The organism is Kitasatospora sp. NPDC101235 (assembly GCF_044767505.1).
GTDB lineage: Bacteria > Actinomycetota > Actinomycetes > Streptomycetales > Streptomycetaceae > Kitasatospora.
The window spans coordinates 702129-722568 of the sequence record NZ_JBIWNZ010000001.1; the positions used below are offsets into that span (position 1 = coordinate 702129).

General features: G+C 73.3%; 20 protein-coding genes. 6 read left to right on the top strand and 14 right to left on the bottom strand.

Features of this window, described 5'->3' with window-relative positions:
• Positions 1–109: 109 nt before the first annotated feature.
• From ACIRRH_RS03275 to ACIRRH_RS03310, 8 genes are all read right to left on the bottom strand, one after another.
• The gene (locus tag ACIRRH_RS03275) at positions 110–1315 is read right to left on the bottom strand and encodes an aliphatic sulfonate ABC transporter substrate-binding protein (protein ID WP_403060932.1); all 1206 of its coding nucleotides are present in this window, start codon (positions 1313–1315) and stop codon (positions 110–112) included.
• Positions 1316–1510: 195 nt separating this feature from the next.
• On the bottom strand, positions 1511–2839 hold the full coding sequence (locus ACIRRH_RS03280) for a sulfate adenylyltransferase subunit 1 (protein ID WP_403060935.1): 1329 nt from the start codon (positions 2837–2839) through the stop codon (positions 1511–1513).
• On the bottom strand, positions 2839–3777 hold the full coding sequence (gene cysD, locus ACIRRH_RS03285) for a sulfate adenylyltransferase subunit CysD (RefSeq protein ID WP_403060938.1): 939 nt from the start codon (positions 3775–3777) through the stop codon (positions 2839–2841). Before cysD ends, ACIRRH_RS03280 begins: the two co-directional genes overlap by 1 nt.
• The gene (gene cysC / locus ACIRRH_RS03290) at positions 3774–4379 is read right to left on the bottom strand and encodes an adenylyl-sulfate kinase (RefSeq protein ID WP_403060941.1); all 606 of its coding nucleotides are present in this window, start codon (positions 4377–4379) and stop codon (positions 3774–3776) included. Before cysC ends, cysD begins: the two co-directional genes overlap by 4 nt.
• Positions 4380–4421: 42 nt before the next feature.
• Positions 4422–5123, bottom strand: a complete 702-nt coding sequence (locus tag ACIRRH_RS03295; protein WP_403060944.1) for a phosphoadenylyl-sulfate reductase — start codon at positions 5121–5123, stop codon at positions 4422–4424.
• Positions 5104–5286 (bottom strand): hypothetical protein, encoded by a 183-nt coding sequence (locus ACIRRH_RS03300; RefSeq protein WP_403060947.1) that lies wholly within the window; start codon positions 5284–5286, stop codon positions 5104–5106. The genes ACIRRH_RS03295 and ACIRRH_RS03300 overlap by 20 nt, the downstream gene beginning before the upstream one ends.
• Positions 5287–5323: 37 nt before the next feature.
• The gene (locus ACIRRH_RS03305) at positions 5324–7048 is read right to left on the bottom strand and encodes a nitrite/sulfite reductase (protein ID WP_403060950.1); all 1725 of its coding nucleotides are present in this window, start codon (positions 7046–7048) and stop codon (positions 5324–5326) included.
• A 199-nt stretch (positions 7049–7247) separates the two neighbouring features.
• Entirely contained in the window at positions 7248–7331 is an 84-nt protein-coding gene (locus ACIRRH_RS03310) for a putative leader peptide (RefSeq protein WP_310593185.1), read from the bottom strand.
• A gap of 178 nt (positions 7332–7509) precedes the next feature.
• On the opposite strand from ACIRRH_RS03310, the gene ACIRRH_RS03315 reads away from it, so the two are divergent.
• Positions 7510–8928, top strand: coding sequence for a YihY/virulence factor BrkB family protein (locus ACIRRH_RS03315; protein ID WP_403060953.1), 1419 nt, complete (start codon positions 7510–7512; stop codon positions 8926–8928).
• A 77-nt stretch (positions 8929–9005) separates the two neighbouring features.
• On the opposite strand, the gene ACIRRH_RS03320 is transcribed toward ACIRRH_RS03315, so the two are convergent.
• Positions 9006–10646: an FtsW/RodA/SpoVE family cell cycle protein gene (locus tag ACIRRH_RS03320; RefSeq protein WP_403060955.1), complete on the bottom strand. Its 1641-nt coding sequence runs from the start codon at positions 10644–10646 to the stop codon at positions 9006–9008.
• 288 nt (positions 10647–10934) lie between these two features.
• Between ACIRRH_RS03320 and ACIRRH_RS03325 the strand changes: the two genes are divergently transcribed.
• A complete protein-coding gene (locus ACIRRH_RS03325; protein WP_403060958.1) occupies positions 10935–12029 on the top strand; it encodes a cytochrome c oxidase assembly protein in 1095 nt (364 codons plus the stop codon).
• Positions 12030–12157: 128 nt separating this feature from the next.
• Here ACIRRH_RS03325 and ACIRRH_RS03330 read toward each other — a convergent pair whose 3' ends face one another.
• The gene (locus ACIRRH_RS03330) at positions 12158–12406 is read right to left on the bottom strand and encodes a hypothetical protein (RefSeq protein ID WP_403060961.1); all 249 of its coding nucleotides are present in this window, start codon (positions 12404–12406) and stop codon (positions 12158–12160) included.
• A gap of 320 nt (positions 12407–12726) precedes the next feature.
• Here ACIRRH_RS03330 and rsgA point away from each other — a divergent pair, with 320 nt between their 5' ends.
• On the top strand, positions 12727–13860 hold the full coding sequence (gene rsgA / locus ACIRRH_RS03335; RefSeq protein WP_403060964.1) for a ribosome small subunit-dependent GTPase A: 1134 nt from the start codon (positions 12727–12729) through the stop codon (positions 13858–13860).
• A 59-nt stretch (positions 13861–13919) separates the two neighbouring features.
• Here rsgA and ACIRRH_RS03340 read toward each other — a convergent pair whose 3' ends face one another.
• On the bottom strand, positions 13920–14378 hold the full coding sequence (locus ACIRRH_RS03340; RefSeq protein WP_403060967.1) for an ASCH domain-containing protein: 459 nt from the start codon (positions 14376–14378) through the stop codon (positions 13920–13922).
• A 286-nt stretch (positions 14379–14664) separates the two neighbouring features.
• Between ACIRRH_RS03340 and ACIRRH_RS03345 the strand changes: the two genes are divergently transcribed.
• Positions 14665–16290 (top strand): DNA-3-methyladenine glycosylase 2 family protein, encoded by a 1626-nt coding sequence (locus ACIRRH_RS03345; protein ID WP_403060970.1) that lies wholly within the window; start codon positions 14665–14667, stop codon positions 16288–16290.
• A complete protein-coding gene (locus tag ACIRRH_RS03350; RefSeq protein WP_403060973.1) occupies positions 16287–16796 on the top strand; it encodes a methylated-DNA--[protein]-cysteine S-methyltransferase in 510 nt (169 codons plus the stop codon). Before ACIRRH_RS03345 ends, ACIRRH_RS03350 begins: the two co-directional genes overlap by 4 nt.
• A gap of 95 nt (positions 16797–16891) precedes the next feature.
• Here the strand turns inward: ACIRRH_RS03350 and ACIRRH_RS03355 are convergent, their stop codons facing one another.
• Both ACIRRH_RS03355 and ACIRRH_RS03360 read right to left on the bottom strand, forming a co-directional pair.
• Positions 16892–17416, bottom strand: a complete 525-nt coding sequence (locus ACIRRH_RS03355) for a GNAT family N-acetyltransferase (RefSeq protein ID WP_403060976.1) — start codon at positions 17414–17416, stop codon at positions 16892–16894.
• A 44-nt stretch (positions 17417–17460) separates the two neighbouring features.
• Positions 17461–18009 carry a MarR family winged helix-turn-helix transcriptional regulator gene (locus ACIRRH_RS03360; RefSeq protein WP_403060979.1) on the bottom strand — a complete coding sequence of 183 codons (549 nt, stop codon included), beginning with the start codon at positions 18007–18009 and terminating at the stop codon, positions 17461–17463.
• Between the two features lie 204 nt (positions 18010–18213).
• Here ACIRRH_RS03360 and ACIRRH_RS03365 point away from each other — a divergent pair, with 204 nt between their 5' ends.
• Positions 18214–19680, top strand: a complete 1467-nt coding sequence (locus tag ACIRRH_RS03365) for an MFS transporter (RefSeq protein WP_403060982.1) — start codon at positions 18214–18216, stop codon at positions 19678–19680.
• Here ACIRRH_RS03365 and pth read toward each other — a convergent pair.
• Positions 19658–20296, bottom strand: a complete 639-nt coding sequence (gene pth / locus ACIRRH_RS03370; RefSeq protein ID WP_403060985.1) for an aminoacyl-tRNA hydrolase — start codon at positions 20294–20296, stop codon at positions 19658–19660. The genes ACIRRH_RS03365 and pth overlap by 23 nt on opposite strands.
• Positions 20297–20440: the final 144 nt, after the last annotated feature.

A 20440-nucleotide genomic window follows, 5' to 3' on the forward strand; every position in this document is an offset into this window, starting at 1 on the left:
TCAGGGCCGTGGCCCGGGCCCCGCCCGCCACGGTGGGCATCGATCGGGGATCGACCGGGCGGGCGGGGGCCGGACCGCGGAGTCGGGCCGAACGGCGGTGCTGCGGAAGCTACTTGGCGCCGAGTCCGGCGTCCGCGACGGCGGGCCCGCCCTGGGCGGCGAGGACCTTGTTCAGCAGGGTGAGGTCGTAGATGCCGTTCAGGTTTGCCCCCGCGCCAGCGGCACTTGATTTGGGCAGCTTGAGGAGCCCGGCGGTGACGGCGTGGTCGGCCTCGGCCTGGAGGGTGTTCGCCAGCGGGTCGTCCAGGAAGTCGATGTCGGCCCAGGCCGGGTCGAGGACGGCGGGCTCCAGGGAGTTGCCGGCCTCCTTCCTGATCGCCTCGTTGGCGTCGGCCTTGGCCTTGTCGGGGTCGGCCTTGATGAAGGCGTTGGTCTTCACCGAGCCGCGCAGCACGGCCTCCACCACGTCCGGGTGCTCCTTGAGGAACTTCTGCGAGACGATGATGTTGGTGATGACGAACTTCTTGTCGGGCCAGACGTCCTTCTCGTTGAGCAGGACCTTCGCGCCGAGCGTGACCAGCTTGGAGGCGGTGGGCTCGGGCACCCAGGCGCCGTCGACGGAGCCGGACTTGTAGGCGTCGGGGGTGACCTTGTTGTCGGTGCGGACCACCGAGACGTCACCGGCGCCGGAGGCCGCGTCGACCTTGTAGCCCTTGCCCGCGAGGTAGTTGAGCAGGGCGACGTCCTGGGTGTTGCCGAGCTGCGGGGTGGCGATCTTCTTGCCCTTGAGGTCGTCCAGGGAGGCGATCTTGTCCGGGTTGACGACCAGCTTGACGCCGCCGGAGGCCGAACCGCCGATGATCTTCAGGGACTTGCCGTCGGACTTGGTGTAGCCGTTGATCGCGGGGGAGGGGCCGATCCAGCCGATGTCGATCGATCCGGCGTTCAGCGCCTCGATCTCGGCGGGGCCCGCGTTGAAGACCTGGGTCTTGACCTGGGTGGAGCCGAGCTCCTTCTGGAATATGCCTTCCTGGAGGCCGACCAGCGGGGTGCCGTGGGTCAGGTTGGCGAAGTAGCCGATCTTCACCGTGTCCGCGGACAGCTTCGCGCCGGAATCCCCGGCGGCGGCCGTGGCGTTGGGCTTGGTGTCGGAGGACTTGTCGTCGGACTTGGAGCCGTAGCCGCAGGCGGAGAGCAGCGCCACCGCGGTCAGACCGGCCGCGGCGGCCGCGGCGGAGCGTCTGACCCGTCCGGCGTCGGGGCGGACGGGCCTATGCGCGGACGAGGCGTGCGGAAGTGCCGGGAGAGATGCCATGGTGAAGTCCAGTTCGTTGACGGACCGTCAGGAGTCGGTCTCGGGGACATGGCGGCCGCCCGTCGGGGCGGCCGGGGATCGCAACTCAGCGCTGCCGGCCCGCACATCGGGTCAGGCCGCCCTGGCCGCTGCCGAGGACGCCGCTGCCGATGCGGCCGCCTTCCTTGTCCATGCCCGAGAACGCCTCGTTGGGCATCAGACCCATTCCTCCTCGTCGGGTGCGTCGGTGGTGCGTACGGTCTCGAAGGCCTCGCCCGCCATCCCGGCGGTGAGGGTGGTGCCGTCGGCCGGGTCGATCAGCAGGAACGATCCGGTGCGGCGGTTGTCGGTGTAGCTGTCGAGCGCCAGCGGTTCGGCCGTGCGCAGGACGACGTGGCCGAGGTCGTTGACGTCCAGCCCCTCGGCGCCGGAACGCTGTTCGAGCTTTCCTTCCCTGATCGGCGCAGTGATGTCGATCCGGTAGGAGATCTCCTTGACCAGCGCGCGCACGGTGCGGGTGGTGTGCTTGAGGAGGACCTTGTCGCCGGCGCGCAGGGGCCGTTCGCTGAGGTGGCTGACGGTGGCCTCGATGTCCTTGGTGGGGACGGGGGCGGGGCCGGCGGCGATGAGGTCGCCGCGGGAGATGTCGATGTCGTCGGCGAGGCGGACGGTCACCGACTGCGGGGCCCAGGCGATGTCGCTCTCGCGGCCGAGTGCGTCGATCCCGGCCACCGTGGTGGTGTGGCCGGAGGGCAGGACGGTGACGGCGTCGCCGACGCGCAGGACGCCGGAGGCCAGCTGGCCGGCGTAGCCGCGGTAGTCGGGGTGCTCCTCGGTCTGGGGGCGGATCACGTACTGGACCGGGAAGCGGGCCGGCTCGGCGCTGGGGTCGCTGCCGACCGGCACCGTCTCCAGGTGCTCCAGCAGGGTCGGGCCGCCGTACCAGTCCATGTGGGCGGACGGCTCGACCACGTTGTCCCCGGCCAGTGCGGAGATCGGGACGGCGAGGACGTCCTTGACGCCCAGCGAGGCCGCGTAGGCGGTGAACTCGGCGGCGATGGCGGCGAAGACCGGCTCCGCGTACTCGACCAGGTCCATCTTGTTGACGGCCAGCACGACGTGCGGCACCCGCAGCAGTGCGGCGACGGCGGCGTGCCGGCGGGTCTGCTCGACCACGCCGTTGCGGGCGTCGACCAGCACCACGGCGAGTTCGGCGGTGGAGGCGCCGGTGACCATGTTGCGGGTGTACTGCACGTGGCCGGGGGTGTCGGCGAGGATGAACCGCCTGCGGGGGGTGGCGAAGTAGCGGTAGGCGACGTCGATGGTGATGCCCTGCTCGCGTTCGGCACGCAGGCCGTCGGTGAGCAGTGCGAGGTCGGGCGCCTCCTGGCCGCGGCCCAGGGAGACGCGCTCGACGGCCTCCAGCTGGTCGGCGAGGACGGACTTGGAGTCGTGCAGGAGGCGGCCGACGAGCGTGGACTTGCCGTCGTCGACGGAGCCGGCGGTGGCGAAGCGCAGCAGCGAGGTGGCGGTTGCAGTGGTCATTAGAAGTATCCCTCGCGCTTGCGGTCTTCCATCGCGGCCTCGGAGAGCTTGTCGTCGGCGCGGGTGGCGCCGCGTTCGGTGAGGCGGCTGGCGGCGATCTCGGCGATGACGGCCTCGATGGTGGTGGCGTCGGAGTCGACGGCGCCGGTGCAGGACATGTCGCCCACCGTGCGGTAGCGGATCAGCCGGCGCTCGACCGGTTCGTGGTCCTTCGGGCCGCCCCACTCGCCGGCGGTCAGCCACATGCCGCTGCGGGCGAAGACGTCCCGCTCGTGGGCGTAGTAGATCTCCGGCAGCTCGATGTCCTCGCGCTCGATGTACTGCCACACGTCGAGTTCGGTCCAGTTGGACAGCGGGAAGACGCGCACGTGCTCGCCGACCGCGTGCCGGCCGTTGTAGAGGGACCACAGCTCGGGGCGCTGGCGGCGGGGGTCCCAGGCACCGAACTCGTCGCGCAGGGAGAAGACGCGCTCCTTGGCCCGGGCCTTCTCCTCGTCGCGGCGGCCGCCGCCGAACACCGCGTCGAAACGGTTCGACTCGATGGCGTCCAGCAGCGGCACGGTCTGCAGCGGGTTGCGGGTGCCGTCCGGGCGCTCGCGCAGCACGCCGCGGTCGATGAAGTCCTGGACGTGGGCGACGTGCAGGCGCAGGTTGTGCTCCGCGACCACGCGGTCGCGGTAGGCGATGACCTCGGGGAAGTTGTGCCCGGTGTCGACGTGCAGCAGGGAGAAGGGGATGGCCGCGGGGTGGAAGGCCTTGAGGGCCAGGTGCAGCATGACGATGGAGTCCTTGCCGCCGGAGAAGAGGATCACCGGGCGCTCGAACTCCCCCGCGACCTCGCGGAAGATGTGCACCGACTCGGCCTCCAGCGCGTCCAGGTGGGACAGCGCGAAGGGGTTGTCGTCGGTGCGGACGGGACTGTCGGTCGCGGTGGTCATGCCAGGCCCCTATCGCTCAGGAAGGCGTGCAGTTCGGCGGCGGAGTCGGCCACCTCGCGGCCCTGCGTCCGGAGGCGCAGCTCCGGGCTCTCCGGTGCCTCGTACGGGTCGTCGACGCCGGTCAGCCCGGAGATCTCGCCGGCGGCCTGCTTCGCGTACAGGCCCTTGACGTCGCGCTGCGCGCACAGCTCGACAGGGGTCGCGACGTGCACCTCCAGGAACACGGTGCCGTTGGCGTCGTGGCGCTCGCGCACGGCGGCGCGGGAGTCGGCGAACGGGGCGATCACCGGAGCCAGCACCTTCACGCCGTTGGCGGCGAGCTTCTCGGCGACGAAGCCGATCCGCGTGACGTTGGTGTGGCGGTCCTCACGGGAGAAGCCGAGACCCTTGGAGAGGAACTCGCGGATCTCGTCGCCGTCGAGGACCTCGACCTTGTGGCCCTCGGCGCGCAGCCGTTCGGCGAGGGCGAAGGCGAGGGTGCTCTTGCCCGCGCTGGGGAGCCCGGTCAGCCACACGGTGGCGCCGCGCTCGCAGGGGGCGGCCGCGCGGGCCGCCGCCGTGTCTGCGACGGAGCCGCGGCGGCTCGGGGTGTGACCTGTCACGGTGTCTTCCTTACGCAGTAGTCGACGGTCGTCGGCGGACGGTCAGAGGTGGATGCCGCACTCGGTCTTGCCGGAGCCGGACCAGCGGCCGGCCCGGGCGTCCTCGCCCTCGGCGGGCTTGCGGGTGCAGGACAGCGGGGAGCAGCCGATCGAGGTGTAGCCCTCCCACAGCAGCGGGTTGAGCAGCACCCCGTTGGCGGCGACGTAGGCGTCCACGTCCTCCTGGGTCCACCGGGCGATCGGGGCGATCCTGACCTTCCGGCGCTTCGGGTCCCAGGACACCACCGGGGTGTTCGCCCGGGTCGGCGACTCGTCGCGGCGCAGCCCGGTCGCCCAGGCGTCGTAGGCGGCCAGGCCGCGGTTGAGCGGCTCGACCTTGCGCAGCGAGCAGCACAGGTCCGGGTCGCGGTCGTGCAGGCCGGGCCCGTGCTCGGCGTCCTGCTCGGCCACGGTCGTCAGCGGGGTGAGCGTGATGACGTTGACCGGCATGGTCGCGGCCACCGCGTCCCGCGTCCCGATGGTCTCGGCGAAGTGGTAGCCGGTGTCCAGGAACACCACGTCCACGCCGGGGAACACCGAGGAGGCGAGGTGGGCGACGACCGCGTCCTCCATCGAGGAGGTGACGCAGAACCGCTTCCCGAAGGTGTCGGCGGCCCACTTCAGGACCTCCTGCGGGGTCGCCTCCTCCAGCTCGCGGCCGGCCCGGACGGCTGTCGCCTCGTAGTCAGTCGCGGTGCTGCTCATGTGACGTACCCCCGTGGTCGGTCGGTGACAGTAGGCCGAGGAACTTCAACCCGAAGGCGCGGCGGCATCCGCGGCACTCCCAGGCGCCATGCCCGGCCTCCGAGGGACGCAGGTCCTCGTCCCCGCAGTACGGGCAGAAGAAGGGGGCGGCACGCTCGCTCATCGCCCACCTCGCCGCGCTCGGCGCCCGCCACGCCCACTCACGAGAGCTGCTCCTCGGTCGCCCGGGCCGCCCACTGGGCGAAGCGCTCGCCCTCGGCGCGGTCGGCCCGGTAGCGGGTCAGCACGCGCTCGACGTAGTCGGGCAGGCCCGCGCTGGTGACCTTGAGGCCCCGGACCTTGCGGCCGAAGCCGGCCTCCAGGCCGAGCGCGCCGCCGAGGTGCACCTGGTAGCCCTCGACCTGGTTGCCGTGCTCGTCGGTGACCAGCTGGCCCTTGAGGCCGATGTCGGCGACCTGGATGCGGGCGCAGGCGTTCGGGCAGCCGTTGATGTTGATGGTCAGCGGCTCGGCGAAGTCCGGCAGGCGCTGCTCCAGCTCGTCGATGAGCGTGCGGCCGCGCTCCTTGGTCTCGACGATGGCGAGCTTGCAGTACTCGATGCCGGTGCAGGCCATGGTGCCGCGGCGGAACGGCGACGGGGTGACCCGCAGGTCGAGCTCCTCCAGGCCGGCCACCACGGAGTCGACGTGCTCCTCGGCGACGTCGAGGATGAGCATCTTCTGCTCGGCGGTGGTGCGCACCCGGTCGCTGCCGTGGGCGGCGGCGAGGTCGGCGATGCGGCCGAGCAGCTTGCCGTCGACCCGGCCGACGCGCGGCGCGAAGCCGATGTAGAACCGGCCGTCCTTCTGGCGGTGGACGCCGACGTGGTCGCGCCAGCGGGCGGCGGGCTCGGCCGGGGCGGGACCGTCGACCAGCCGGTACGTGAGGTACTCCTCCTCCAGCACCCGGCGGAACTTCTCCACGCCCCAGTCGGCGACCAGGAACTTCAGCCGGGCGCGGTTGCGCAGGCGCCGGTAGCCGTAGTCGCGGAAGATGCCGATGACGCCGCCGAAGACGTCCGGTACCTGGTCCAGCGGGACCCACGCGCCCAGCCGCACGCCCAGCTTGGGGTTGGTGGACAGGCCGCCGCCGACCCACAGGTCGAAGCCGGGGCCGTGCTCGGGGTGGACCACGCCCACGAAGGAGACGTCGTTGATCTCGTGCGCGACGTCCAGCAGCGGGGAGCCGGAGACCGCGCTCTTGAACTTGCGCGGCAGGTTGGAGAAGTCGGGGTTGCCGATGAAGCGGCGCTGGATCTCCTCGATGGCGGGGGTGCCGTCGATGATCTCGTCCTCGGCGATGCCGGCCACCGGGGAGCCGAGGATGACGCGCGGGGTGTCGCCGCAGGCCTCGGTGGTGGACAGGCCGACGGCCTCCAGCTTCTGCCAGATCGCGGGGACGTCCTCGATCCGGATCCAGTGGTACTGGATGTTCTGGCGGTCGGTCAGGTCGGCGGTGCCGCGGGCGTACTGCTCGGAGACCTCGGCGATAGCCCGCAGCTGGGGGACGGTCAGCCGGCCGCCGTCGATGCGCACGCGGAGCATGAAGAACTCGGCGTCCAGCTCGTGCGGGTCCAGGATCGCGGTCTTGCCGCCGTCGATGCCCTCCTTGCGCTGGGTGTAGAGCCCCCACCAGCGCATCCGGCCGCGCAGGTCGGCCGGGTCGATCGAGTCGAAGCCCCGGTGCGCGTAGATCGTCTCAATACGTGTCCGCACATTGAGACCGTCGTCGTCCTTCTTGAACTGCTCGTTGGCGTTCAGGGGGGTGTAGTGGCCCATGCCCCACTGCCCCTCGCCGCGGTGGCGGGTCACCTTGCGGGCCACCGCGGGGCGGCGCTCGGCGGCGCGGTCGGCCGTGGGCTCGACGGTCTCGGGAGAGGTGGCCATGCTGAAGTCCTTCTGGGCAGGTGGCGCTGGCGCCGAATGGGTCGCGGGGCGTGCTCGGCCGTACGGTGCTGCTCTGACCTGCGGATTTCTCAAGGCCTTGAGGGCAGTGACCAGGACCGGGCGGGCGCCTGCGCACCCGCTTCGGCGGGGACGGCGGGAAGGGCGGCGCCGGGTGCGGTGGTGCGGCGGAGGTGCGGGCTCAGGTCACCGGACAGATGGCGCTGGACACGCGAAGGAGATCGACGTGGAGTCGACCTACTAGGGTGGTTCCGGCGCTGGGCATGGCAAGAGATTCGCACGGCGCGGGACTCGCGGTCCACTAACATCCGGATGCTGGACGCTGACGTTTCGTCATGTGGGACACCTGGATGTTCCCGCCGCTCCCCGCCCGGGCGTCCGGCCACGCGCCCGTACCCGGGGGAGATCAACCGCGCGGGCCCCGGCCCGATACGGTTGGACCTGTGCAAGCAGCAGGCGATACGAGCAGACCGAACGCCGAGCGGCCCTCCCGGCGCCGGGGCAAGGGCTCCCGGCGCGCGGCCAAACAGGCCACCTGGCGCCGCACGGCGTGGGAACTGGTGAAGGACACCACCAACACCTGCGTCGAGTACCGGGTCACCGGGCTCGCCGCGGAGGCGGCCTTCTTCACCCTGCTGTCGATCCCACCGCTGCTGCTCGGCCTGGCCGGCACCCTCGGCTACCTCGACGAGTTCCTCGGCGCGGGCACCATCGACCGGCTCAAGCACGACATCGTCTCGGCCGCCGGGACGGTGCTGTCGGACTCCTCCGTCAAGGAGGTCGTGGTCCCGCTGCTGAACCAGGTGTTCGACACCACCCGGCCCGACCTCGTCTCGATCGGCTTCCTGCTGTCGCTGTGGTCCGGTTCCAGGGCGCTCTACATCTTCATCGACACCATCACCGTCATGTACGGGCTCGACGGCAAGCGGGGCATCGTCAAGACCCGGCTGATGTCGCTCGGCCTCTACCTCGGCGCCCTGGTGATCGGCTCGCTGGTGCTGCCGCTGCTGATGGCCGGGCCCGGGCTGGTGGAGAACGCCGTGCCGGGGGTGGCCGGGCTGGTCGGCGCCCTCTACTGGCCGGTCGCGATCGTGCTGCTGATCGTCTCGCTGACCACCCTCTACCACCTGGCCGTCCCGGTCTCGACCCCGTGGCGCGAGGACATCCCCGGCGCCCTGGTCGCCCTGGTGGTGCTGGTCTTCTGCAGCGTCGGCCTGCGGCTCTACCTGGTCAGCTCGGTCGAGGGCCCCTCGGTGTACGGCTCGCTGGCGGCGCCGGTGGCCGTCCTGCTGTGGATCTTCGTGGTGGCGCTCGCGGTGCTCATCGGCGCCGCGATGAACGCCGCGATAGACCGCCGCTGGCCCACCCTGGAGACCGCCGACGCGCGCGCCGAGAACGAGCGCGCCCAGGAGGAGGCGGCCGCGGCCGTGGTCCGCGAGGTCGCCGCCCGGCGGGCCGTCGAACGGGCCCGGCGAGCCCGCGAACTCGGGCTCGCCGAGGGCGTCGAGGAGGAGTGGGGAGAGGACGAGGACGAGGACGTCGACGTGCCCTCCGAGTACCCGGAGCGGTGGGCCGACGTCCTGGCCGCCGACAACGTGCGCGGCCGGCTCACCACCCGCGGCGGGCCGCACCACCGGCCCGCCCCGCCGCCGCCGGACAGCGACCGGCCGGCCGGGCCGCCGCCGGGGGCCCGGCCGGGACCGCAGCCGGGACCTGTGCCGGGGCCGCAGTCGGGACCTGTGCCGGGACCGCAGTCGGGACCTGTGCCGGGGCCGGTGCCCGGGCCGCCGCTGGGCCCGCCCGGGCAGCAGGTGCCGGGGTACCCGCCCCGGCCGCCCCGGCCGCCGTGGGAACAGCGGTAGCGGGGCGGACGGCAGGAAACGGACAGGGCCCCTCCCGCGGGTGCGGGGGGAGGCCCTGTTGCGTCGGTGGTGGCAGGTCAGGTGGCGGCCGGGTTCGGCGGGTGGCCGTACGCGGGGCGCAGCTGGGTCGGAGCGGAGGGGTCGGCCGCGCCGGGGGCGGCGGGGGCCGGGTTCGGTGGGCTCGGGTCCGCCGGGTTCGGGACTGACGGGTCCGGGGCTGACGGACCGTACGGGTCGTACGGGTCGTACGGGGCGGAGGGCAACGGGCCGGCCGCGGACGGATCGGCCTGCCCCGGCCGCTCGACCGGGCCGGCCTGGGCCGGGAGCGGCTCGGGGGAGGGCTGGACCGGGTCCAGGGCGGTGCGCCCGGAGGAGTCGCTCAGCTTGATCAGCAGTGCCACCATCAGCCAGTTCGCCAGCAGCGACGAACCGCCGGCGGCCAGGAACGGCAGCGCCTTGCCGGTCAGCGGGACCAGTCCGCTCACCCCGCCGACCACCACGAACACCTGGAGCGCCAGCGCCGCCGACAGACCGGTGGCCAGCAGCTTGCCGAACGGGTCGGTCAGGCCGATCGCGGTGCGCAGGCCGCGCTGGATCAGCAGCACGTAGACCAGCAGGATCGCGGTCACCCCGGCCAGGCCCAGCTCCTCGCCGATGGTGGTGAAGATGAAGTCGCTGCGCCCGGCGAAGCCGATCAGCCAGGGCCGTCCCGAGCCCAGGCCGGTCCCGGTCAGGTGTCCGGTGCCCAGGCTGAACAGGGCCTCGGCGGGCTGCTCGGAGATCGCCTTGTCGTGCACCGGCTTGTAGTAGTCGAGCGGGTGCAGCCAGGCCTCGACCCGGCCGTGCACGTGCGGCTCCACGGTGCCGACCACCGCCGCGCCGCCGACCGCCATCAGCAGGCCGAGCACCACCCAGCTGGTGCGCTCGGTCGCCACGTACAGCATCACGATGAAGACGCCGAAGAAGATGAGCGAGGTGCCCAGGTCGCGTTCGAAGATCAGCACCAGCAGGCTGACCACCCAGATCGCCAGCACCGGGCCGGCGTGCCGCCCGCGCGGCAGGGTCAGCCCCCAGACCTTCCGCCCGGCCAGCGCCAGGGCGTCCCGGGAGGCCATCAGGTACCCCGCGAAGAAGATCGTGATCGCGACCTTCACGAACTCGTCCGGCTCGAAGGAGAGCCCGAACAGCCGGATCCAGCGCTTGGCGCCGAAGCTGTCGCCCGGGGAGAGCACCGGCGCGGCCAGCAGGATCAGCGCACCCGCCATCAGCAGGTAGACGTAGCGCTGGAAGAAGCGGTGGTGCTTGACGAGGACGATCAGCGCGAGCGCCACCGCCACCGAGATGAACACCCACATCAGCTGGGAGGGCGCGGCCGGGATCTTCTGGTAGTCGCCCTTGGCGGTGTGCGCGGCCTTGTAACTGAAGTCCAGCCGGTCCAGCAGCACCAGCCCGAAGCCGGTCAGGAAGGCGGCCAGCGGCAGGATCAGCGGATCGGCGTACGGGGCGAACCGGCGCACCGCCAGGTGGGCCGCCCCGGCCAGCGCGCCCAGCGACAGACCGTGCACCAGCAGCCCGGGCGGCATCCTGCCGGTGAGCGCCAGGGCGGCGTCGACGTGTCCGGCCAGGCAGACGGCCACCGCGAGGGCCAGCAGGCCCAGTTCGATGTTGCGGTGGCGCGCCGCGAGCCGTCGGCCGTCGCCGCGTGCAGTGGTTCGCACCTCTTGTCATCCCCTTGTCGACCACGTGGCGGGTGTCGCCGACGGTGCATCCTGCCAGACGTTTGTGTCTTCGCCGCGGTTGCGAGAAAGAGGGGGTGGAGGGCAGAACTTTGCCTGGGCAAAGCTTTGTTGGGGCCCGGTAAAGCTTTGTTCAGGGCCGGGTATAGAGGTGGGCCCCGGGTGCGGCCGGGCCGTCGCGCAGGGACATCATGGCCGGGCGCCGGGGCGTCCCGGCGGCGGGGTTCCCGACCGGTGGGGACCGCCGGAACGAGCGAGGTGAGCGGGCGGATGGACGCAGCGGTGGACGGCGTGGTGGGCCGCCCCGCCTCGGTGCTCGCCTACAGCGGGCCGCCGCCGTGGCAGTGGTCCGACCTGGCGACCTCCTGGACGGCCGAACCGCTGGTGCTCGTGCTGTCGGTGCTGCTCGGCGCCTGGTACCTGGCGGCGGTGCGCAGCGTCAACCGGGCGGCCGGGGAGCGGGCGGGGGGCGGCGGCGGGCAACCGGGGGCCGGGTCCGGCGGGGGGCGGCCGGGGCGCGGGTCCGGCGGAGGGCGCTGGCAGCCCATCCGGACCGCCGCGTTCCTGGGCGGGCTGCTGCTGTGGATCTGGTGCACCTGCTCCGGCCTCGGCGTGTACGAGCGGATCCTCTTCACCGACCGGGCCGTGCAGGTCGTGCTGCTGCTGATGGTCGTCCCGCTGCTGCTCGCGCTCGGCGCGCCGGTCTCGCTGCTGGTCGAGGCAGCGCCGGCGGCCCGGCGCGATCGTGTCCTGCGGGCGCTGCGCAGCCGTCCGTCCAAGGTGCTGATGTTCCCGGCGGTCTCCACCGCGCTGCTGATGGCGCCGCCGTGGCTGCTCTACTTCACGCCCTGGTACGAGTGGTCGGTGTCCAGCGGGCTCGGGAACGCGGTGCTGCACCTGGCGCTGGTGCTGCTGGGCCTCGCCTACTTCTGGCCGCGGTTGCAGCTCGACCCGGTCGGGCACGAGTACCCGCACCTGGTCGGGCTGTTCATCACCTTCGCCGAGGTGATCTTCGACGCGGGGCTCGGGATCGTGCTGATCTACGGCGGGCACCTGGTCGCCGAGCACTACTACCTGGCGCTCGGCCGGCCGTGGGGGCCGAGCCTGGCGCAGGACCAGACCTGGGGCGGCAACGCGTTCTGGGTGCTGGGGGACCTGGTCGGGCTGCCGTTCCTGGCCGCGCTGGTGCGGCGGATGGTGGTGCAGGGACGGGAGGAGAACGAGGCGGTGGACGCCGAGCTGGACGCCCGCTTCGCGGCGGCGGCCGCGCAGGCCCGGGCGGCGGGGCAGCCGGAGGAAGAGGAGACCGGGATGCGGCCGTGGTGGCTGGACGACCCGAACCTCAAGCACCGGTTCGGGGGCTAGGTGTTCTGCCCCGTGAGGTCGGGGCGCGCCGTGGCCGAGTGACCGTTTGCGGCGGGCCGATTGTGGTCCGTCAAAGCCTTCCTGGCGACCTCTGCGCCGCATTTCCGCACCCATGAGGGTTGGGCCTGTCAACGGCAGGCTACTGCTCCCCGGGGGGTGGATGGTAGCCGGTAGTCCTCCAGGAGTTCCACCAGCCAGCCCCAGCCGTAGGCGGCCTCGAATGCGACCGGGGTGCCGATCGGCAGGTCCCCGATCACCCCGAGGACCGTTTCCACCCCGTTGGGTACGTTCCGATTTACCCTGACCGTCCCCTCCTCGTCGAGAACGGCGATCTGCGACCGCTTGCGGTGCACGTCGATGCCGACGTAGACAGACATTGCCGGGCCTCCTTCCCGAGCTCGTGTGTACCCGGACGATAGGCATCGCCGGGCTGAGTACGGAAGGGGGCCCGGCCCTCATAGGGTCAGGTCAAAAACAGGTTGGCCAGGACCCCCCGGTCCGCTAGCGTGTGACGCGTTCGGTTCGGGGGCCATTGGGCCGCCCGAGGAGTAGAGAGCAGGAGGTGACCCCCGTGGTCGTTGTCGCCCCGATAGCTGCCCAGGGCAGCACTCGCGTTCACCTCCTTTTCCCGGCCGCCGGCTGAGCCCTTCGCGCCAGCCGTAGCCCGCCGGGACCATCTCCCCGAAGGGCCACTGCGTTGTTCAACGCTGCCTCCGTTCCGTCGTTCTCTTCCTCCTCCTCTTCTTCGTTCTCCGCTGAGCCCTCCGCGCTGACCGGCTACGGCTGGACGGCCGAGCTCGCGGAGCTGTTCACCCCGTTCGGCGAGGCCGGGCTGCTCCCGGCCCGGATCGTCCGGGTCGACCGCGGCCAGTGCGACGCCGTGATCGCCGACCCGGAGACGGGCGAGCCGCGCACCGTTCGGTTCGACACCCGGTCGGTGGGCGACGCCGACATGATCAACTGCCCGTGCACGGGCGACTGGGCGGCGGTCGACCTGTACGCCCAGCCGATGGCCTCCGTGGCCGCGCTGCTGCCGCGCTCCACCGCGATCATCCGCAAGGTGGCCGGCAAGCGTTCCGACGGCCAGGTGCTGGCCGCCAACGTCGACACCGTGCTGATCGCCTCCTCCCTCGCGACCGATCCGGACCTCGGGCGGATCGAGCGCTTCCTCGCCCTGGCCTGGGAGTCCGGCGCCGATCCGCTGGTCGTCCTCACCAAGGCCGACCTGGTCGACGACGCCGACTTCATCCGGGCCGACGTCGAGGCTGTCGCTCCCGGGGTCACGGTGCTGGTGGTGAGCGCCGAGACCGGCGAGGGCATGGACGTGCTCCGCGCCTGCACCCCCGGCACCACCGCGGTGATCGGTCAGTCCGGCGTAGGCAAGTCCACGCTCACCAACGCGCTGGTCGGCTCCGAGGCGATGACCGTCCAGGAGGCCCGCGCGGTCGACCAGAAGGGCCGCCATACCACGACCACTCGCGAGCTGATCTCGCTGCCCGGCGGGGGCGTGCTGATCGACACCCCCGGGCTGCGCGAGGTCGGCCTCTACGGTGGCGAGGGCGTGGACCTGGCCTTCGCTGACATAGCCGAGCTGGCCGAGGAGTGCCGCTTCCACGACTGCAGCCACCACACCGAGCCCGGCTGCGCGGTGCAGGAGGCCTTGGCCGACGGCACCCTGCCGCAGCGCCGGATGGACAGCTACCTCAAGCTCCAGCGCGAGAACGAGTGGATCGCCTCGCGTTCGGACGCCCGGGTGGCCAAGGCGCGGCTGAATAAGTGGAAGACGATCAGCAAGTCGATGCGAGCCGCGGGAGGTCCGGTGAAGCGCTGACCCCCGGCACCGGCTGCCGTGCAACGGACGCCGACCGGCCTCCGCCGGGCCCGCCCGGCTCAGCGGAGGTCGGCCACCGGGCGGAAGCGTTGCAGGACCACCGGAGTGCTGTCGTCCACGGTGAAACCCGGGTCATCGAGGGCGTCGAGCATCTCCGGGCTGCGCCAGAACCGCTCGTGCACCGCACGCCACTCGGCCACGCTGGTGCACCCCTCGCCCTCGTCCAGGGCGTGCTGGAGGTCGACCTCCGCGAGCGGGACCACCCGGACGTCCGTGGTCTCGATCACGGCGACCCTGCGGCTGTGCGAGTCGAGGACCGCGGAGCGCTCACCGGCCAGCGGCAGGGGCTCGCCCTCGTGCTCGTAGCAGGCGACCAGGCCGGTGGTGCTGGTCTTGGCGCCGTCGAGGATCGCGGAGACCAGCTGGTCCCGCAGGGGGCCGGGGAACGCGAACTCGGCCGGAGGCAGGGCGAGGACACGTGGGTCGTCCGGGCCGGTGTAGGGCGGCTGATCACTCATGCGGCGAGGGTAGCGGCGGGGTGGCCGGCGGGCTCGCGAATTTCCGGCCCGGGGCCCGGCGGGCGCCTGTGGGCCCTCGCGGGCGCGGGCGGGTCGGCGGGCCGGGCTCCGGGGGCTCCAGGGGCTCCGGCCGCTCAGAGGCCCGACGGGCACGACGGGCCCGTGGCCCGGTGGGCCCACCGGGCCACGGGCCGATGGGCCATGGGGTGAGGTGGCGGGTGGGCGGGCGGCGGGGGAGGGGTGGGGCGGGGGAGGGGGAGGGCCCCCGAAGCGACGATCAACGGCGATGTCCGATTCCCGCCAGTCACCCCCCGCCCAGTGCCGCAGACTGGACAACGTGATCGACGACGACATCCGGTACCGAGCCGTGGACAGCCGCGACTCCCGCTTCGACGGGGTCTTCTTCACGGCGGTCACCTCCACCGGCATCTACTGCCGTCCGAGCTGCCCCGCCGTGACTCCCAAGCGCGTCAACTGCGTCTTCTACCCCAGTGCCGCGGCCGCCCAGGGGGCCGGCTTCCGCGCCTGCCGCCGCTGCCGCCCCGACTCCGTTCCGGGCTCGCCCGAGTGGAACCACCGCGCCGACCTGGTCGGCCGGGCGATGCGCCTGATCGGCGATGGTGTGGTGGACCGCGAGGGCGTCGCCGGGCTGGCCGGCCGCCTCGGCTACAGCGCCCGCCAACTGCAGCGCCAGCTGACCGCCGAGCTGGGCGCCGGCCCGATCGCGCTGGCCCGCGCCCGCCGCGCGCAGACCGCCCGGCTGCTCCTCCAGACCACCGAACTGCCCGTCACCGACATCGCGTTCGCGGCCGGCTTCGCCTCCGTCCGCCAGTTCAACGACACCGTGCGCGAGGTCTACGACCGCACCCCCAGCGGCCTGCGCTCCGAAGTCTCCGCCGGCCGCCGCACCGCGACCCCGGCCGGCGGTCTCACCCTGCGCCTCGCCTACCGCGGCGCGCTCGACAGCGAGCACCTGATCGACTTCCTCGCCCTGCGTGCCGTCCCCGGCGTGGAGGAGGTCGTCTCCGGCGTGCGCCCCGGTGTGCGTACCTACCGTCGCACCCTCGCGCTCCCGTACGGCCACGGCATCGCCGAGGTCGACGGCCTGGCGCCGGGCGAGCCGCCCACCCGCGGCTGGCTCGACTGCCGCCTCCTGCTCGCCGACCTCCGCGACCTGCCGACCGCCGTCCAGCGCCTGCGCATCCTCTTCGACCTGGACGCCGACCCGCTCGCGGTCGACGAGCAGCTCGGCGCCGACCCGCTGCTCGGCCCGCTGGTCCGCGAGCGCCCCGGCCTGCGCTCGCCCGGCCACGTGGACCCGCACGAGCTCGCCGTCCGCGCCGTCCTCGGCCAGCAGATCAGCGTCGCCGCCGCCCGTACCCTGGCGGGACGGCTCGCCGAGAAGTACGGCACCGCGCTGCCCGAGCCCAGCGGTGGCCTGCGCCTGCTCTTCCCGACCGCGGCGGCCCTGGCCACCGCGGACCCGGAGGACTTCGCGATGCCCGCCGCCCGCCGCCGTGCGCTCACCGGCCTGTGCGCCGCGCTCGCCGAGGGCGTGGTCCGGCTCGACAGCGGAGCCGACCGGGAGGAGTCCGCGGCCGCCCTGCTGGACCTGCCCGGCATCGGCCCCTGGACGGTCGGCTATCTGCGGATGCGGGCCCTGGCCGACCCCGACGTCTTCCTCCCGAGTGACGTGGGCGTCAAGCACGGCCTGCTCCGTCTCGGCGCCGCAGGCGACCCGAAGTCCGCCGCCCGTGCCGCCGAGGCCTGGGCCCCGTGGCGCTCGTACGCCGTCCACCGGCTGTGGGCAGGCCCGGCGAGCACCGGAACCGGCATCGACTCCGGCATCAGCACTGGCAACACCAGCAACACCAGCAGCACCAGCACCGGAACGGAGAACGAACGAGCATGAGCACCACCGTCTACACCACCATGGAGAGCCCCTTCGGCCGGCTGCTGCTCAGCGGGGTGCTGCCCGAGGGCGGCGGACCGGCCGCGCTGGCGACCGTCACCGCGCCCGGCCAGAAGTACGCACTGGCCGAGCCCGCCGACGAGTGGGTGCCGGACCGGGAGGCGCTCGCCGAGCCGGTGGCCCAGCTGACCGCCTACTTCGCCGGCAAGCGCACCGGCTTCGACCTCCCGCTCGCGCCCGAGGGCACCGAGTTCCGCCGCAGGATCTGGGCCGCACTGGACGAGATCCCGTACGGCACGACCGTCACCTACGGCGAACTCGCCGAGCTGGCCGGGCAGGAGCCGCGCATGGTCCGGGCGGTCGGCGGCGCGGTCGGAGCCAACCCGCTGCTGATCGTCCGCCCCTGCCACCGGGTGCTCGGTGCGAGCGGCGCGCTCACCGGCTTCGCCGCCGGCGTGGACCGCAAGCGCTGGCTGCTGGACCTGGAGAGCGGCACCCTGTTCTGACCGCCGAGGCCCCGTGGCCGCTCACCCCGTGCCCCCCGACCCCCGAACGCCCACCCTCGGAGCGCCCGACCCCCGGCCGGTCACCCCCTGAGCGGTCAAGCGCCGGACGCTCGACTCCGCAGGTCCACCCGCCAGTTGTTGCTGCGCATGAACCGCCCGGGCGGGAACTCGAAGTCCGTCTCGCCGAGCAGCGCGAACCCGGCCTTCGCGCAGACCGCGTTGGAGGCGGGGTTGTCCACCGAGGGGAAGGCGTGCAGGTGGGGGTGCGCGGCCTCGCGGCGGGCGGCCGCAACCGCCGCACGGGTGGCGGCGACGGCGATGCCCCGGCCCTGGAACCCGGGCAGCACGTTCCACCCCATCTCGTGGACGGTCCGCCCCTCCCAGGTCCGGGTGCCGTAGCCGACCGTCCCGACCGCCTCGCCCTCGGGCAGTAGCACGATCCGGTACATGCAGCCGAGCCCGGACGGGACGAAGTCCAGATAGCGTCGGTGCCGTACGAGCAGGCGCTCCTCGCTCTCCGGCCCGCCGACGTGCTTCTTCATCTCCGGCGTGTTGACCCGGCGCAGCAGCGCGAGGTCGTCGTCCGTCCAGGGCTCGATCAGTACCTCTGCGGTGGTCATGCCGGGGACGGTAACGCCGGGCGGGCCCAGGCGACCAGTGGTTTTCAGTCGGCCGTGGACTCCTGCGCAGGCCTCTGGTCGGTCCCCTGCTCGGGCCCCGGCCCCGGGCCCGGCTGGGCGAGGGCGCGGGCGAGCTGTTCCAGTGCCGGCAGGGCGTCGACGACCGCCGCGCGGTCGGCCGGGTCGAGGGTGGCGAGCGCGGTGGCGATCCGGCGCTCGTGGGCGTGCTGCCAGTCGTCCAGTTGTCGCCGGCCGGCCGGGGTGAGGGCGATCCGGGCGGTGCGGCGGTCGCCGGGGTCGGCCTGGCGGTCCACGAAGCCGGCGTCGAGCAGCTTCCCGACCAGCCCGCTGACGGTGTTGGGCGCGAGCCGCTGTCGCGCGGCCAGCTCGCCGACCCGCAGCGGGGCGGCGGCCAGCGTCTGGAGGAGTTCGACCTGCGCCATCGGCAGGGACTCCCACGGGTAGTCGGTGCGGATGCTGCTGCGCAGCGCGCGGCGCAGCCGGGTGACGGTGTCGGTCAGCCGCCGGGCGTGCTCGACCGCCGGGTCGGGGCCTGCGGTGGCGGGGTCGGGAACGTGTGGTGACGACGGCATGGCGGACAGCGTATCGCCTGGTACGGGGCGGTTCGGCGGCTGGTTCGGTGGCCGGTTCGGGGCCCGGGGCCGTGCTGTGTTGCGGCTCTGGTGCGGGCCTCGCGGCAGGTGTCCGTCCGGCACCGTCCGTACCGTGGGACGCATCCTGTCGCAGGGCGATCAGCTCGTAGAAAGAACATGTCTGTATCCGATATATTCGTGGGCATGAACGCCACCGCCTTCGCCTCGCGGCTGCTCACCGAGCGGCCCCGGCCGCGCGGCATAGCCGGCTGGCGCCACGCCCACTGGCTGGCCGTCGGCACGGTCTGCCTCGGAGCCTTCCTCGGCCAGCTCGACGCCAGCGTCATCGCCCTGGTCTTCCCCGCCCTCGGCCGCCACTTCGACGCGGGCTTCGCCGCCGTCGAGTGGGTCGCCCTCGCCTACCTGCTGGTCCTGGTCGCCCTGCTGGCCCCGATCGGCTGGCTGTCGGACCTGGTCGGCCGCAAGACGATGTACATCGGCGGCTTCGCGGTCTTCGGCCTCTCCTCGCTCGGCGCCGGATTCGCCGGCAGCCTCTGGGCGCTGGTCGGCTGCCGCGCCGTCCAGGCGGTCGGCGCCGCGATGATGCAGGCCAACAGCGTCGCCCTGGTCGCGCGCGGCGTCCCGGAGCACGCGATGCGGCGCGCGCTCGGCATCCAGGCCGCCGCCCAGGGCCTCGGCCTGGCGCTCGGGCCCAGCCTCGGCGGGCTGCTGGTCGAACACGCCTCGTGGCGCTGGGTGTTCTGGGTCAACGTGCCGATCGCGGTGTTCGGCATCCTGGCCGGCTGGTACCTGCTGCCCCGCACCAGGACGGCGGGCGCTCCGGCCGCCGTACCGGGCCTCCGCCCGCGCGCCGAGGCCGGGCGGACGGGTGCCCGCCGGACCGGGGCCCGCGAGGACGCCCGCTTCGACCTGCCCGGCATGCTGCTGCTCACCGGGGCGACCACCGCCCTGCTGCTCGCCCTGTCCACCGCCTCCGGGCTGCCCCTGCCCGGCTGGGCGGTGGCCGCCCTGCTGCTCGCCTCCGCCGCTCTGACCCTGGCGCTGGTGCACCAGGAACGGAGGGCGGCCCGGCCGATCCTGGCGCCCGGACTGGTCAACACACCGGGCGTGCGCTCCGGCCTGGTGGTGGCGCTGATCGGCTACCTGCTGCTGTTCTGCCCGCTGGTGCTGGGCCCGGTGCTGCTCACCGGCGCAGGCGTGTCGACGGCCCACGCGGGCCTGGTGGTCACCCTGCTGCCCGCCGCGTTCGCGTTCGCCGCGACGGTCGGCGCCGGGTTGCTGCCCCGGGGCTGGTCGGACGTGACCAGGTGCCGCTTCGGTGCGCTGCTCGCGGCCGGCGGACTGCTGCTGTTCGCCCTGCTGCCGGCCTCGGACGTGGCGGCGGTCCCGCTGCTGACCGCCGGGTACGGGCTGGGCCTGCTGCTGCCCGCCAACAACGCGCTGGTGATGCGGGCGATACCGGCGCGGTGCTCGGCGGTCGGCGGCGGCATGGTGAACATGGCGCGCAGCCTCGGCACGGCGCTCGGCATGGCGCTGTCCGTCCTCGGCGTCCACCTGGCGGGCGCCGAGTCCGGTGGGCGGACGGTGCTGTTCGTCCTCGCCGCCGTCGCGGCGGCCGCCGCCCTGCTCACCCGGCCCGTCCGGGCCTGAGGCCCACGGGCCTCATCGGCCCCCCCGGCCAGGCGTCCGTGCGGGCGTTGAGGGCGTCCTGGGCGCGGTTCAGGCCGCGCCGCACCAGTGTCTCCAGGGCGTCCGCGCAGCGGTCCAACTCGTCCGGCATGGCGGCCAGTTCCTGCTCCGAGAACTTCCTCAGCACGAAGTCCCCGACGCTCTGGCCCTTCGGCGGTCGTCCGATGCCGAACCGCAGCCGGACGAAGTCCCGGATGCCGAGCACCTCGCCCACCGAGCGCACCCCGTTGTGGCCGCCGGGGCCGCCGCCGCGCTTGAGCCGGGCGGAGCCGAACGCGAAGTCCAGGTCGTCCTGCACCACCACCAGCCGCTCGACCGGGACGCCGTGGCGGCGCAGCAGCGCGGCCACCGGGCGTCCGGACAGGTTGATGGACCACAGCGGCTTGGCCAGCAGCACCCGGTGACCGTCGACGGCGATCTCGGCCACCAGGGTGGCGATCCCGCGCCGGCGGAACCGGGCGCCGTGCCGTTCGGCCAGCCGGTCCACGGCCAGGAAGCCCGCGTTGTGCCGGGTGAGCCGGAACCACGGGCCGGGGTTGCCCAGTCCGGCGATCAGCCAGGGGGCGTCGGGGGTCATACGGGGGTTCTCCGGAGGGGTGGGGAAGGAGGGCGGACGGGCCGGGGCCCCCCGGGGGGGGGGGCCGCCCCCCCGGCCCCCCCCCCCGGGGGGGCGCCCCCCCCCCCAAGCCAGGAGGGCGGCGCCGGGCGCGCCGCGGACAGG

Coding starts and splice junctions, on each gene's coding strand:
- ACIRRH_RS03275 (WP_403060932.1), bottom strand. CDS start 1,315: ATGGCATCTCTCCCGGCACTTCCGCACGCCTCGTCCGCGCATAGGCCC.
- ACIRRH_RS03280 (WP_403060935.1), bottom strand. CDS start 2,839: ATGACCACTGCAACCGCCACCTCGCTGCTGCGCTTCGCCACCGCCGGC.
- cysD (WP_403060938.1), bottom strand. CDS start 3,777: ATGACCACCGCGACCGACAGTCCCGTCCGCACCGACGACAACCCCTTC.
- ACIRRH_RS03295 (WP_403060944.1), bottom strand. CDS start 5,123: ATGAGCAGCACCGCGACTGACTACGAGGCGACAGCCGTCCGGGCCGGC.
- ACIRRH_RS03300 (WP_403060947.1), bottom strand. CDS start 5,286: ATGAGCGAGCGTGCCGCCCCCTTCTTCTGCCCGTACTGCGGGGACGAG.
- ACIRRH_RS03305 (WP_403060950.1), bottom strand. CDS start 7,048: ATGGCCACCTCTCCCGAGACCGTCGAGCCCACGGCCGACCGCGCCGCC.
- ACIRRH_RS03310 (WP_310593185.1), bottom strand. CDS start 7,331: ATGCCCAGCGCCGGAACCACCCTAGTAGGTCGACTCCACGTCGATCTC.
- ACIRRH_RS03325 (WP_403060958.1), top strand. CDS start 10,935: ATGGACGCAGCGGTGGACGGCGTGGTGGGCCGCCCCGCCTCGGTGCTC.
- ACIRRH_RS03330 (WP_403060961.1), bottom strand. CDS start 12,406: ATGTCTGTCTACGTCGGCATCGACGTGCACCGCAAGCGGTCGCAGATC.
- ACIRRH_RS03340 (WP_403060967.1), bottom strand. CDS start 14,378: ATGAGTGATCAGCCGCCCTACACCGGCCCGGACGACCCACGTGTCCTC.
- ACIRRH_RS03345 (WP_403060970.1), top strand. CDS start 14,665: ATGTCCGATTCCCGCCAGTCACCCCCCGCCCAGTGCCGCAGACTGGAC.
- ACIRRH_RS03350 (WP_403060973.1), top strand. CDS start 16,287: ATGAGCACCACCGTCTACACCACCATGGAGAGCCCCTTCGGCCGGCTG.
- ACIRRH_RS03355 (WP_403060976.1), bottom strand. CDS start 17,416: ATGACCACCGCAGAGGTACTGATCGAGCCCTGGACGGACGACGACCTC.
- ACIRRH_RS03360 (WP_403060979.1), bottom strand. CDS start 18,009: ATGCCGTCGTCACCACACGTTCCCGACCCCGCCACCGCAGGCCCCGAC.
- ACIRRH_RS03365 (WP_403060982.1), top strand. CDS start 18,214: ATGAACGCCACCGCCTTCGCCTCGCGGCTGCTCACCGAGCGGCCCCGG.
- pth (WP_403060985.1), bottom strand. CDS start 20,296: ATGACCCCCGACGCCCCCTGGCTGATCGCCGGACTGGGCAACCCCGGC.